Source organism: Mesorhizobium sp. BR1-1-15 (assembly GCF_020165475.1).
GTDB lineage: Bacteria > Pseudomonadota > Alphaproteobacteria > Rhizobiales > Rhizobiaceae > Mesorhizobium.
On the sequence record NZ_JAIUIF010000002.1, the window covers coordinates 95,093 to 106,586 of the forward strand.

The following is an 11,494-nucleotide window of genomic DNA, read 5'->3' on the forward strand; positions in this document are numbered from 1 at the left end:
GGCACGGCCGTTCGGGGCTGGGTCATATCAGCCACGCGGCAGGATGCGCCGGATGACCGACTTGTCGGCAGGCGGCTTGGAAGCGCCGATCGCATAGGCCGAAAGCACCGTTGCCGCCGCGGCTTCGGCGTCGGACACCGAGCGGGCATGGACCAGCGCCAGCGGCTCGCCAGCTCGAACCTCGGCGCCGACCGGCAACAGCCTGGTGATGCCGACCGCCGGGTCGACCTTGTCGTCTGGTCGGGTGCGGCCGCCGCCCAGCCCGACCACGGCAAGGCCGATATCGCGCGTGGCAATGCCGGTGACGAAGCCGTCCGCGATCGCTCTCACCGCGTGTTCCGTTGGCGCAACGGGCAAATATCGTTCCGGCTTGTCGATGAAATCGGCGGGGCCGCCGAGCACCGTCACCATGCGCGCGAAGGTGGCGGCGGCGCGGCCGCTGGCAAGGGTTTCGGTCGCCCGCCGCATGCCGTCCTGGTTGGACGGCACCAGACCCGCCGCCTGCAGCATTTCGGCGGCGAGCGCCAGCGTCACATCCTCCAGGCGCCGGTCGCGAAGGCGGCCGGTCAGGAAATCGACGGCGTTGCGCACCTCGACCGCATTGCCGGCGGCCGAGGCCAGCGGTTCGTTCATGCCGGTGATCAACGCCGAAACTTTTAATCCGGCGCCGCTTGCGACTTCGACCAGGCTGTTGGCGAGCGCCGTCGCGTCGCGCGACTTCTCCATGAAGGCGCCATTGCCGACCTTGACGTCGAGCACCAGCGAGCCCAGGCCCGCCGCCAGTTTCTTCGACAGGATCGAGGCGGTGATCAGCGGCACCGACTCCACGGTTCCGGTCACGTCACGGATGGCATAGAGCCGGCGGTCGGCCGGCGCGAGGTCCGCGGTCTGGCCGATGATGGCGCAACCCGCTTCCAGCACGGCCCTGCGAAACAGCGCGATGTCGGGCTGGCTGGCGTAGCCGGGGATGGAATCCATCTTGTCCAGCGTGCCGCCGGTGTGGCCGAGGCCGCGGCCGGATATCATCGGCACATAAGCGCCGCAGGCAGCGACGATCGGCGCCAGCATCAGCGAGACGTTGTCGCCGACGCCGCCTGTCGAATGTTTGTCCGTGACCGGGCCGGGCAGGTCCGACCAGTCGAGCACGTCGCCGGAATCGCGCATGGCCAATGTTAACGCCACGGCCTCGTCGCGGCTCATGCCGTTGAAGAACACCGCCATGGCGAAAGCCGCGACCTGGCCGTCGGTGACGGCGCCATCGGTTACGCCGGCGATGAAGTCGGCGATTTCGCGCGCCGGCAGCCTGTGGCCGTCACGCTTGTGGCGGATGATTTCCTGCGGAAGCATCAGTTCTCCAACAGCCCGTCGCGGAACACACGCTTCAGGATCGTCGCCAGCCGCGCGCCGCCGACCGGGGCCATATCCTTGGTCTCCTGGTGCGAAAGCTCGGCTCCGGTCATGCCGGCGGCAAGATTGGTGATGATCGAGCAGGCGGCGACACGCAGGCCAAGGAAGCGGGCAAGGATGACTTCCGGCACGGTCGACATGCCGACCGCGTTGGCGCCCATGATGCGCGCCATGCGGATCTCGGCCGGCGTTTCGAAGCACGGGCCGGAGAACCACATGTAGACGCCCTTGTGCAGCGCCGTGCCGGTCGCCTTCGCCGCCTGTTCGATCGCCTTGCGGATGCCGGCATCGTAGGCTTCGGTCAGGCCGACGAAACGGCGATCGCTCGGCTCGCCGATCAGCGGGTTGGTGCCGGAGAAATTGATGTGGTCCGATATCAGCATCACCGAACCCGACCCCATCTCCGGATCGACCGAGCCGGCGGCATTGGTGAGGATCAGCTTGGTGATGCCGGTGCCGGCGAGCACCTCCAGCACCGGCCGCATCGCCGCCGCGTTGCCGTGCTCGTAATAGTGGGCGCGGCCCGACAGCATCAGCACCGGCGTGCCGGCAAACAGCCCGACCACCACCTCTCCGGCATGGCCGGAAACGCCGCTTCTGGGAAAGCCGGGCAGATCGGCATAGGAAACACGGATCGGGTTCTCGACCTGGCTGACCAGCCCTCCCAGGCCAGACCCCAGCACCAGCGCCGTGGTCGGCGCCAGGCCGTCCAGCCGTTCGATCAGATGGTCGAGCGCTTCCTTCATTTCAGCATGTCGCCGCGAAAGCCGTAAGGCAGCATGTCGCCCATGGTCACGGTCTCGGCGACGCCGGTATTGTCGCAGAGATAGAGTTTGGTGTCGGGACGGCAGAATTCGGCCAGCCGCTGCCGGCAGCCGCCGCAAGGCGAGCATTTGGCCATGCGCTCGGCAAGGACGGCGATTTCCATGATCTTGCCGCCGCCGCCCATGATGTAATGGCCGAGCGCCGTCGTCTCGGCGCACCAGCCTTCCGGATAGGAGGCGACCTCGATGTTCGCGCCTGTGAAGACGCGCCCGTCCTCGGTACGAAGTGCCGCACCGACCGGAAATTTCGAATAGGGGGCATAGGCCTTGGCCATGGCAGCCTTCGCCGCTTCGAACAATTCATGCGACATTTCAGTGTTCTCTCCGATGAACTTGTCCAAAAGCCGGCGCTTCTTTTGCGCCGAGCCGCGCCCTCGATCCTCAGCGTTCCTTGACATAGGGCACGCCGCCGGCGCGCGGCGGGATCGCCTTGCCGATGAAACCGGCGAGCAGGATGACGGTGAGAATATAGGGCAGGGCCTGCATGAACTGCACCGGCACCTTGCCGATGAGCGGCAGCGGCGAGCCTTGCAGGCGGATCGACAGGGCGTCGAGGAAGCCGAACAGCAGGCAGGCGAACATGGCGTTGACCGGCTTCCACTTGGCAAAGATCAATGCGGCCAGCGCGATGTAGCCCTTGCCGGCCGTCATGTCCTTCACGAAGCCGCCATTCTGCACCATCGACAGATAGGCGCCGGCGACGCCGGTCAGGATGCCGGTGCAGATCAGCGCCCTGTAGCGCAGCCAGGCGACCGAGATGCCGGCGGTGTCCACGGCGGCCGGGTTTTCGCCGACCGCGCGCAGCCGCAGCCCAAAGCGCGTGCGAAACAGCACCCACCAGGTGAACGGCACCATCGCGAAGGCGAGATAGACCAGTATCGAGTGGCCCGACAGCAGTTCCGAGTAGATCGGCCCGAGAAACGGCACGTCGCGGATCGTCTCGGCGCCGGGCCATGTGATCGCCTCGAACCGCTCGGCTGGTTCCAGCGCCGGCGTGCGCCCGCCTTGCTGGAACCAGGCCTGGCCGAGGATGATGGTCGAGCCGGCGGCGATGAAGTTGATCGCCACGCCGGAAACGATCTGGTTGCCGCGATGGGTAATCGAGGCAAAGCCGTGGATCATGGCGAACGCGACCGAGATCAGGATCGCCATGCCCAGTCCGAGAAAGGCGGAATGGAAGACCGACGCGGCCGCCGCACCGGCGAAGGCGCCGACCAGCATCTTGCCTTCGAGGCCGATGTCGAAGATGCCGGCGCGTTCCGAATAGAGGCCGGCCAGGCAGGCGAGCAGCAGCGGCACCGAGAGGCGGATGGTGGAGTCCAGCGTCTGGACGATGGCGTTGAAGGTGTCCATCTCAGGCGCCTTTTCCCTTGACCGCTTCCATGCCGACCGACCTCGGGCTGAGCGAGGCGAACAGCGCCTGGATGTAAGGCCTGAACATGTGTTCGAGAGCACCGGCGAACAGGATGACCAACCCTTGGATGATCACGATCATGTCACGGCTGATGGCAGGCATCTCGAAGGCGAGTTCGGCGCCGCCCTGGTAGAGCATGCCAAACAGGATGGCCGCCAGCACGATGCCGACAGGGTGCAGGCGACCCATCAGCGCCACGGCGATGCCGACGAAACCGGCGCCGCTGACGAAGTCGATCGCGACATTGTGCTGGTCGCCCATCACCGGATTGAGCGCCATCATGCCGGCGAGCGCGCCCGAGATCATCATGGCGGTGATGATGATACGGGTTTCCGAAATGCCGGCATAGCGCGCCGCCTTTGGGCTGTGGCCGTAGGTGCGCATCTCATAGCCGAGCTTGGTGCGCCAGATCAGCAGCCAGACCAGGAAGGCCATGAGCAGCGCGAGCAGGAAGGAGATGTTGAGCGGTGCCGAGCGGATCTTGGCGCCGAACAGCTCGATGACCCAGTTGAGTTTCGGCAATTCCGCGCCCGCCAGGAAGTTGCGCGTCTGCGGCGCCTGCGAGGCTGCCGGTTTCAACGGGCCGACCAGCAGGTAGACCATGATCGAAGCGGCGATGAAGTTGAACATGATGGTGGTGATGACGATGTGCGAGCCGCGCCTGGCCTGCAGATAGGCGGGGATCAGCGCCCACAAGGCGCCCACGGCCGCCGAAGCCACGATGGCCAGCGGAAATGTCAGCCACCATGGCAGCACGCTGTCGAAGGAAAGACAGACGATGGCGATGCCGAGGCCGGCGATGTAGGCCTGCCCCTCGGTGCCGATGTTGAACAGGCCGCAATGCGCTGCTACCGCCACCGACAGTCCGGTGAAGATGAAGGTGGTGGCATAGAAGAGGGTAAAGGCGATACCTGTTCCCTTGCCGAAGGCGCCCTCGACCAGGATGACGGCGGCACGGAACGGGTTCTCGCCGACCAGAAGCACGACGAAGCCCGCGACGATGAAGGCCACAGACAGATTGATCAGCGGGATCAGCCCATAGTCGGCCCAGGCCGGCAATTTGGCATAGGGCGTGCTCATTGCGCCGCCTCCTGGCGCTCAACACCCGCCATCAGCAGGCCGAGCTCGCCCTCGCTCGCCTCCGGCCCGCGTTCGCCGACGATGCGGCCGGCAAACATGACTAGGATGCGGTCGGAGAGCGAGCGGATCTCATCGAGCTCGACCGACACGACCAGCACGGCCTTGCCCTGGTCGCGCATGGCGATCAGGCGCTTGTGGATGAACTCGATGGCGCCGACGTCGACGCCGCGCGTCGGCTGGCCGACGATGAGAACGCCGGGGTCCTGTTCGATTTCGCGCGCGAGCACGATCTTCTGCTGGTTGCCGCCGGAGAAGTTGGCGGTCTTCAGCCGTGGATTGCCGGGGCGGATGTCGTATTTCTCGATCTTGTCCTTGGCATCGGCAACGATGGCGTCGATGTTGAGGAACGGCCCTTTGAGATAGCGGGGATCGTCATGATAGCCGAGGATGGAATTCTCGTTCTCCTCGAAGGCCAGCACCAGCCCGACATGATGGCGATCCTCAGGCACATGGGCGAGGCCGCGGTCGCGCAGTTCGCCGGGATCGGCCTTGCCGGTGAGATCGATCGGCTTGCCCTCGAGCATCACCGAACCGGAAACGGCGTGCCTGATGCCGGAGATCGCCTCGAGCAGTTCGGACTGGCCGTTGCCGGCGACACCGGCGATGCCGACGATCTCGCCGGCGCGCAGGTCGAAGGAGATGTCGTCGACCATGGTGACGCCGCGGGAATCCTTGACCGTCAGGTTCTTGACCGCGAGTTTTACCGCGCCGGCTTCCGCTTCGCCCTTCTCCACCCGCAAGAGCACGCGGCGCCCGACCATCAGTTCGGCCAGTTCCGCGACGGTGGTCTTCTTCGTTTCCCTGGTTGCCACCATCGTGCCCTGGCGCATCACCGAAACCGTGTCGGTGATGGCCATGATCTCGCGCAATTTGTGGGTGATCAGCACCACCGTCTTTCCCTGCTCCTTCAATTGCTTGAGGATGCGGAAGAGGTGGTCGGCCTCGGCCGGCGTCAGCACGCCCGTCGGCTCGTCGAGGATCAGGATCTCAGCGCCGCGATAGAGCGCCTTGAGGATCTCGACGCGCTGCTGCAGGCCGACCGGCAATTCCTCGACGATGGCGTCGGGATCGACCTCGAGGCCGTATTCACGCTCCAGCCGGTCCAGTTCGGAACGCGCCTTGGCGATGCTTTTCTTCAGCAAGGCGTCGCTTTCGGCGCCGAGGATGACGTTCTCCAGGACCGAGAAATTGTCGACCAGCATGAAATGCTGGTGCACCATGCCGATGCCGAGCGCGATCGCATCGTTGGGCGTGCTTATCGATGCCGGCTTGCCGCCGACGCGGATCTCGCCGCTGTCGGCCTGGTAGAAGCCATACAGAATCGACATCAGCGTCGACTTGCCGGCGCCGTTCTCGCCGACGATGCCGTGGATGGTGCCGCGCGCGATTTCCAGGTTGATGTCGCGGTTGGCGCGCACGGCGCCAAAGCTCTTGTTGATGCCGATCAGTTCGATTGCAGCCAGTTCGATCGCGGCATGCGCCATGCAGCCTGTCCCACTCTTATTTTTTTATCGCTTGGTCAAAATGCCTAGCATGACGCTCCGCCCGTGCCAATTGGCCGGAGCAGTGTCCACTCTCGACAAATCCCGGCGCGCTTGTCAATTTGGAACGTGGCCGAAGCTCTCATATTCGCTAATATGGGTAAGCCGATTTGACGCTGCGGCGCAACGCCTGAGGACTTCGCATGACCATGCCCGCCGACCGGCTGACGACGCTGGAGATCCGCTCCGCCGAGCAGGAGAAGACCATCGAGGAACTGTCAGGCCAGATCGCCGAGCAGTGGAAGGTGATCGAACGCATGCAGCGCAAGCTCGACGCGCTGACCGACCGCTTCCTGGCGCTGGAGGAACAGGCGGCACCCGACGTGCCGGTGACCAAACCGCCGCACTGGTAGGGAAGGGAAGCGGGAGCGATGGCCAGCGATCGCATCGCAAGAGCCGGCGACTACGTGCTTGGCCTGATGAACGATGCAGAGCGCGGACGGGCCGAGCGCGATCTGGAGATCGATCCCGCCTTTCGCGATGCCGTGGTCCAGCTTGCCGAGCGCATGCATATTTTCGACCGCACCGAAGCCGCCGGTGGCGCGGAGCGCTGGCGGCAGATCACGCAGCGCATCGGCGACTTGCCGCAGATGCGCGCTGTCGGTCTTGAGAACGCTAAACCGGTGATCCGGGGCCCCGCCAGGCCGCATGATGTCGGCTTCTATTCTCTCGGCGACCGGCGCGGACTTGCGGTCGCCATTGGACTGGTCGTGGCTTTCGCACTGGGTTATCTGGCGGGAAAGCTATAGCCCACATTGGCGCGACATCAGCGCCATCGGTTCCCCGTTCTGCCTGAACGGCTCGACGACCATCCAACCAAGCCTCATGTATTAATCGCGCGCCTCCCACGTGTAGAGATAAAGCGCCTCCACGCCGAGCGATGTGGCATGAGCTTCGATTGCCCTGACCAGCGCAGTGCCGATCCCTCGGTGCTGGTGCTCGGGAGCGATGGCCAGGCCGGCCAGCCATGGTGTCAGATCATGCGCCGGTTCGAGTTCGTCGCGGACCAGCAGGCAGGTCCCGACCGGCACGTCGCCGATCCGGGCCACGAACGCCGTTTCGAAGCCGTCGCCGTGCAGCAGTTTACGAAGTCCGGCCACGTCGTCGTCCAGCGTTCGTCCGGTGCCCGTGAAAAAGGCGGCAATGCGCAATCGCGCCACCGCTGCAATGTCACGTTCGTTCATGGGCTCGACTGTCAACTGCACCATTGGCGTGGGGTCGTGTTTCTTGCGAGACGTCTGCGTCTACCCGGCAGCGACTTCCAAAACAAAACCGCCGGGACAAGGCCCGGCGGTTCGAAACTTAGTGCTTACCGATCAATACGGGCAGGCGTTGTCGGCGGTGTAGTCGTGCACCTCGACCTTGCCGGCGATGATGTCGGCCTTGGCCTTCTCGACCGCCGCCTTCATTTCGTCGGTCACCAGCGCCTTGTTGTTGTCGTCCATGGCGTAGTCGACGCCGCCTTCCTTGAGGCCGAGATTTTCGACGCCACCCTTGAAGGTGCCATTCTTGCCGTCCATGAAGGCGGTGTAGACGGCAACGTCGACGCGCTTCAGCATCGAGGTCAGGACCTTGCCGGGCTGGAGGCCGTTCTGGTTGGAATCGACACCGATGCCGAGCTTGCCGGCATCAGCCGCCGCCTGCAGCACACCGACGCCGGTGCCGCCGGCGGCCGCATAGACCACGTCGGAACCCTGGTCGATCTGCGTCTTGGCGATCTCGCCGCCCTTGGCCGGGTCATTCCAGGCGGCCGGCGTGTCGCCGGTCATGTTCTGGATGACGTCGGTCGCGCCTGCCGATTTGGCGCCGCCGACATAGCCGCATTCGAACTTGCGGATCAGCGGAATGTCCATGCCGCCGACGAAGCTCACCTTCTTCGTCTTGGAGGCCATCGCCGCCATGATGCCGACGAGATAGGAGCCCTCATTCTCCTTGAATACCAGCGAGCGGACATTGGGCAGGTCGACGGCATCGTCGATGATGGCGAAGTTGAGATCGGGATATTCGGTCGCGACCTTCTTCAGTGCATCCTCCCAGGCGAAGCCGGCCATGACGATCGGGTTGTGGCCGTCCTCGGCGAAGCGGCGCAACGCCTGCTCGCGTTGCGAAGCGTTGGAGACCTCGAACTCGACATAGGGGACGCCGGTCTCTGTCTTGAACTTTTCGGCGCCATGGTAGGCCGCCTCGTTGAAGGATTTGTCGAACTTGCCGCCGAGATCATAAAGGATGGCCGGCTGCACATCCGCGGCGAAAGCCGGAAGAACCATTGCAGTTGCGGCCAGAAGGCCGAGAACGATACGTTTCATGTGATCCACACCCTGTCGGTTATTTTTTTCCGTTACGCCCCGCCCGCCTGCCCGGTTCTCCGGCATGCGCGCGACGTCAGCCAGGAGTGTATATTCCCCTCCCGCTCAGCGGCAATCTGGCACGGCCCGAAACAAAATTCACGTGGAATTTTGACCTTTTGGAAAAGCATGGCGGGGTGCGATGCCCGTGCCCTTCAGGCGAATTGCCCCGTGCGCCGCTGCCGCCTGTAGCCGATGGCGTAGAGCAGCAAGGCAAGCACCGCGAACACGGCAAAGCCCGGCTGGTTGAGCACCCAGGCGATGGGGCCGTCCCATAGCAGCGGGCCGGCCTTGGCGCGAACGAAGCTTTCAAAGGTGGCGCGCGTGTCGGGCGACACGGCCAGCCAGCTTGCATTGAGCGGGGTCAGCACCAGTGCCGAGGCGGCCACCGTGCGTGTCGTGTCAAGCACCGCCATGATGACCGAAATCGACAGCGCGACCATGGCCGCGAGACGAAAGACAAATCGAAGCATCAAAGACCTTTCCCCTGGCCGATCCTCAATATCCTCCCGAGGTCTCCGGCGGTGTTCCGAACGAGAAATAGAGCGCGCAGGCCCTATTCGCAATCACGGCACGCGAATTGAATCGCGGCCGACGCAGTCTACCCGGCCCTCCTGCGCTTGCGCCGGTTGGCGAGCCAGACGGCGAGAATGCCGCCGGCAATGGCGCCGACCACCAGCCCGGCCAGGCCGATGAAGGCGGCGAAGTAGCCGCACGCACCCTCGAAGCAACTCACGTCGGTGATATCGGCGATGAGCGAACCGGCCAGGAAGCCACCCACCGCGCCGACGACCGCGCCGAGGATGATGCCGAGCAGCGCGGCGACAATGGAAACGAAGACCGACGGCGCTTCGGCTCGCGGCCTGGCATAAACGGTCTCGGCGCCGGAGCCGCGGCGCAACAGGTAGATGCAAAGCAGGCCGATGGCGATCTCGGCGGCGGTGATGGCCAGGCTTCTGGCGGAGAAGACGAAGCCCGGCACGGCGAGTGCGTAAGCGTGACTTGCCAGCAGCCATATGATCGTGGTGGCCTGCCAGATGGTGAAATGGCTGGGGAAGCGCGCCGAACGGCCGAAGGCGAGGCCGAGCAGGTAAAGTCCCCACAGGATGGTGATGACGTCGGCGACGAGTCCGCTGAAGAGGAAATAGAAAACGGCGTCCGGCAGGCCTGAACTCCCCACCAGCCACAAGGCCGACGCCAGCCAATAGACCGACAGGGCCATAACGATAACCAGCCAGCCCACCGGGACATAGGAAAGTCCGCTGTCCGGATGTCGGGCCGGGACCTTTCCCTCGGCCGGTGGCTGTCCGTTGTCCGGCGTACCGCCCGGAATTCCGCTGCTCGATGCCATGTTGCGACGATGCCCCCCGCAAAGCCTTTCGGACACTCGACAGGCCGCTCGGGACGAAGTCAAGCGCGGCTGGCCTCGCAGCCTTGCTCGTGCACGTCATCAAGCAGCGATTGAAGTGGCGGGACTCCAAACGGATGTGCCGGCGGCCCCCATGAACGCCGTGCGGCCGGCAAAGCGAATTGACCGCCGTTATGGCTTGGCATTCGGCGCCGGATCGACTAGATGAGCCCCGCGCCTGTTGCTTTGACGGCTCAGGTGCGGGCAGGGCGTCCGCTGGTTGGCGGCGCCCGGTGCGGAAAGTTCCGCAGCCCAAAGGGAGAGCATCTCCCCAACCCGCGCGGCGAAACCGGCCGGCGCGAAAGGCAAGGACGGAGAGGTGGCCGAGTGGTTGAAGGCGCACGCCTGGAAAGTGTGTTTACGGGAAACCGTAACGCGGGTTCGAATCCCGCTCTCTCCGCCATCCTGCTTCGCTCTTCGAGCTTCGCAGGATTGGCTCAATCGACAGCGCGAAGCAGGATGCCCTCCGAAGCTTCAGCGTAGGAGGGCAGGGTCATCAACCTTGCCGACCGGCTTGCACGATTAAAAAAGCAGCTGTGAGTTTCGAGCGCTTTGGGAAGCGCGTCGAGTGATCCTTGGGCATTCTATGAAAACGCCGCGCACGAGCCGGTTTTGGAATTCCTGGTGATCTGGTAGTGGTGATCCCGATCACAGGAGATAGCATGCCGGACGATGTAGTGGTGCGCGACAGCAACGGCGCTCAGTTGAGTGACGGCGATTCCGTTACGCTGATCAAGGACCTCAAGGTCAAAGGCACTTCGGAGACGATCAAGCGGGGCACGTTGGTGAAGAACATTCGCCTCAACGGCAATCCCGGCGAGATCGAATGCAGTACCAGGCAAGTGAAGGGCCTCGTGCTCAAAACCGAGTTCGTAAAGAAGGCGTGACCCTCAAGGCGGTCGAGCCGCAGCGATAGAATTGCGTTTGCCGGCGACGAGGCGCGTCGTCGGCCAACCTGGCTACTCCTTACGACTGCCGATATGGGGCGCCAGGGCGCATTCACCACTTTCAGTTCATTCCGCCGAAAATCTTTATAGAATTCCTATTTCTTTCCGCTTTGCCCCGTCTCGAACCTTTATGGCGATCGGGTCCATATTCCGCTTTGAGAAAAACGTCGGACGCCGTCACCCAAGTGGGCGGGCCGTTTTCGCGTAATCGCCGAGCTGCTTCGAGCGGGCGCAAAGTGGAAAAATCAAAGCAAGGACAAGCACAATGGACATCATTGTTCTCGGGATCGGGGTTTTGTTTTTCGCCCTCTCCTTTGCCTACGTCAAAGCCTGCGACAGAATTTGAGCGATCGGGCCATGCTTGTCGATTACATCCTCGGTGGCGGCGTGACGTTGTTCCTGCTCGCCTATCTGACATACGCCCTGATCCGCCCGGAACGCTTCTGACCGGCGCACGGAAAGCCACAT

General features: G+C 64.0%; 14 protein-coding genes and 1 tRNA gene. 5 read left to right on the forward strand and 10 right to left on the reverse strand.

Translation table 11 applies throughout. From position 1 onward, the window contains the following. Positions 1–27 precede the first annotated feature (27 nt). The 6 genes from deoA to LB541_RS04150 all read right to left on the reverse strand — a co-directional run bounded on the left by deoA (position 28) and on the right by LB541_RS04150 (position 6,254). The gene (gene deoA / locus LB541_RS04125; protein WP_140624389.1) at positions 28–1,347 is read right to left on the reverse strand and encodes a thymidine phosphorylase; all 1,320 of its coding nucleotides are present in this window, start codon (positions 1,345–1,347) and stop codon (positions 28–30) included. Beyond that, on the reverse strand, positions 1,347–2,153 hold the full coding sequence (locus tag LB541_RS04130) for a purine-nucleoside phosphorylase (RefSeq protein ID WP_140665022.1): 807 nt from the start codon (positions 2,151–2,153) through the stop codon (positions 1,347–1,349). Before LB541_RS04130 ends, deoA begins: the two co-directional genes overlap by 1 nt. Then, positions 2,150–2,542 carry a cytidine deaminase gene (cdd, locus tag LB541_RS04135; protein WP_140560368.1) on the reverse strand — a complete coding sequence of 131 codons (393 nt, stop codon included), beginning with the start codon at positions 2,540–2,542 and terminating at the stop codon, positions 2,150–2,152. The genes LB541_RS04130 and cdd overlap by 4 nt, the downstream gene beginning before the upstream one ends. A gap of 70 nt (positions 2,543–2,612) precedes the next feature. Further along, positions 2,613–3,584 (reverse strand): ABC transporter permease, encoded by a 972-nt coding sequence (locus LB541_RS04140; protein WP_140496358.1) that lies wholly within the window; start codon positions 3,582–3,584, stop codon positions 2,613–2,615. A 1-nt stretch (position 3,585) separates the two neighbouring features. Then, a complete protein-coding gene (locus LB541_RS04145; protein ID WP_140513733.1) occupies positions 3,586–4,725 on the reverse strand; it encodes an ABC transporter permease in 1,140 nt (379 codons plus the stop codon). Next, positions 4,722–6,254: an ABC transporter ATP-binding protein gene (locus LB541_RS04150; RefSeq protein WP_224618055.1), complete on the reverse strand. Its 1,533-nt coding sequence runs from the start codon at positions 6,252–6,254 to the stop codon at positions 4,722–4,724. Before LB541_RS04150 ends, LB541_RS04145 begins: the two co-directional genes overlap by 4 nt. Positions 6,255–6,469: 215 nt before the next feature. Between LB541_RS04150 and LB541_RS04155 the strand changes: the two genes are divergently transcribed. Both LB541_RS04155 and LB541_RS04160 read left to right on the forward strand, forming a co-directional pair. Beyond that, the gene (locus LB541_RS04155) at positions 6,470–6,679 is read left to right on the forward strand and encodes a SlyX family protein (protein WP_140513732.1); all 210 of its coding nucleotides are present in this window, start codon (positions 6,470–6,472) and stop codon (positions 6,677–6,679) included. 18 nt (positions 6,680–6,697) lie between these two features. Next, positions 6,698–7,075, forward strand: a complete 378-nt coding sequence (locus LB541_RS04160; RefSeq protein WP_224617914.1) for a hypothetical protein — start codon at positions 6,698–6,700, stop codon at positions 7,073–7,075. Between the two features lie 81 nt (positions 7,076–7,156). On the opposite strand, the gene LB541_RS04165 is transcribed toward LB541_RS04160, so the two are convergent. The 4 genes from LB541_RS04165 to LB541_RS04180 form a co-directional block, all read right to left on the reverse strand. Beyond that, complete coding sequence (locus LB541_RS04165) at positions 7,157–7,510, reverse strand: GNAT family N-acetyltransferase (protein ID WP_224617916.1); 354 nt, start codon at positions 7,508–7,510, stop codon at positions 7,157–7,159. 132 nt (positions 7,511–7,642) lie between these two features. Continuing rightward, entirely contained in the window at positions 7,643–8,632 is a 990-nt protein-coding gene (locus tag LB541_RS04170) for a BMP family protein (protein WP_140496350.1), read from the reverse strand. A 194-nt stretch (positions 8,633–8,826) separates the two neighbouring features. After that, positions 8,827–9,144 carry a hypothetical protein gene (locus tag LB541_RS04175; protein ID WP_140560267.1) on the reverse strand — a complete coding sequence of 106 codons (318 nt, stop codon included), beginning with the start codon at positions 9,142–9,144 and terminating at the stop codon, positions 8,827–8,829. A gap of 128 nt (positions 9,145–9,272) precedes the next feature. Beyond that, entirely contained in the window at positions 9,273–10,022 is a 750-nt protein-coding gene (locus LB541_RS04180) for a hypothetical protein (RefSeq protein WP_224617918.1), read from the reverse strand. Between the two features lie 370 nt (positions 10,023–10,392). Here LB541_RS04180 and LB541_RS04185 point away from each other — a divergent pair. The 3 genes from LB541_RS04185 (at position 10,393) to kdpF (ending at position 11,473) form a co-directional block, all read left to right on the forward strand. After that, positions 10,393–10,482 (forward strand) — tRNA-Ser (locus LB541_RS04185). A 259-nt stretch (positions 10,483–10,741) separates the two neighbouring features. Beyond that, positions 10,742–10,966 (forward strand): alkylphosphonate utilization protein, encoded by a 225-nt coding sequence (locus LB541_RS04190; protein ID WP_140560268.1) that lies wholly within the window; start codon positions 10,742–10,744, stop codon positions 10,964–10,966. A gap of 417 nt (positions 10,967–11,383) precedes the next feature. After that, positions 11,384–11,473 (forward strand): K(+)-transporting ATPase subunit F, encoded by a 90-nt coding sequence (gene kdpF, locus LB541_RS04195; protein ID WP_015315765.1) that lies wholly within the window; start codon positions 11,384–11,386, stop codon positions 11,471–11,473. Positions 11,474–11,494 lie beyond the last annotated feature (21 nt).

Bases quoted from the DNA above. Each gene is read 5' to 3' on its own strand.
- deoA (WP_140624389.1), bottom strand. From the start codon at position 1,347: ATGCTTCCGCAGGAAATCATCCGCCACAAGCGTGACGGCCACAGGCTG.
- LB541_RS04130 (WP_140665022.1), bottom strand. From the start codon at position 2,153: ATGAAGGAAGCGCTCGACCATCTGATCGAACGGCTGGACGGCCTGGCG.
- cdd (WP_140560368.1), bottom strand. From the start codon at position 2,542: ATGTCGCATGAATTGTTCGAAGCGGCGAAGGCTGCCATGGCCAAGGCC.
- LB541_RS04140 (WP_140496358.1), bottom strand. From the start codon at position 3,584: ATGGACACCTTCAACGCCATCGTCCAGACGCTGGACTCCACCATCCGC.
- LB541_RS04145 (WP_140513733.1), bottom strand. From the start codon at position 4,725: ATGAGCACGCCCTATGCCAAATTGCCGGCCTGGGCCGACTATGGGCTG.
- LB541_RS04155 (WP_140513732.1), top strand. From the start codon at position 6,470: ATGACCATGCCCGCCGACCGGCTGACGACGCTGGAGATCCGCTCCGCC.
- LB541_RS04160 (WP_224617914.1), top strand. From the start codon at position 6,698: ATGGCCAGCGATCGCATCGCAAGAGCCGGCGACTACGTGCTTGGCCTG.
- LB541_RS04165 (WP_224617916.1), bottom strand. From the start codon at position 7,510: ATGAACGAACGTGACATTGCAGCGGTGGCGCGATTGCGCATTGCCGCC.
- LB541_RS04170 (WP_140496350.1), bottom strand. From the start codon at position 8,632: ATGAAACGTATCGTTCTCGGCCTTCTGGCCGCAACTGCAATGGTTCTT.
- LB541_RS04175 (WP_140560267.1), bottom strand. From the start codon at position 9,144: ATGCTTCGATTTGTCTTTCGTCTCGCGGCCATGGTCGCGCTGTCGATT.
- LB541_RS04180 (WP_224617918.1), bottom strand. From the start codon at position 10,022: ATGGCATCGAGCAGCGGAATTCCGGGCGGTACGCCGGACAACGGACAG.
- LB541_RS04190 (WP_140560268.1), top strand. From the start codon at position 10,742: ATGCCGGACGATGTAGTGGTGCGCGACAGCAACGGCGCTCAGTTGAGT.
- kdpF (WP_015315765.1), top strand. From the start codon at position 11,384: ATGCTTGTCGATTACATCCTCGGTGGCGGCGTGACGTTGTTCCTGCTC.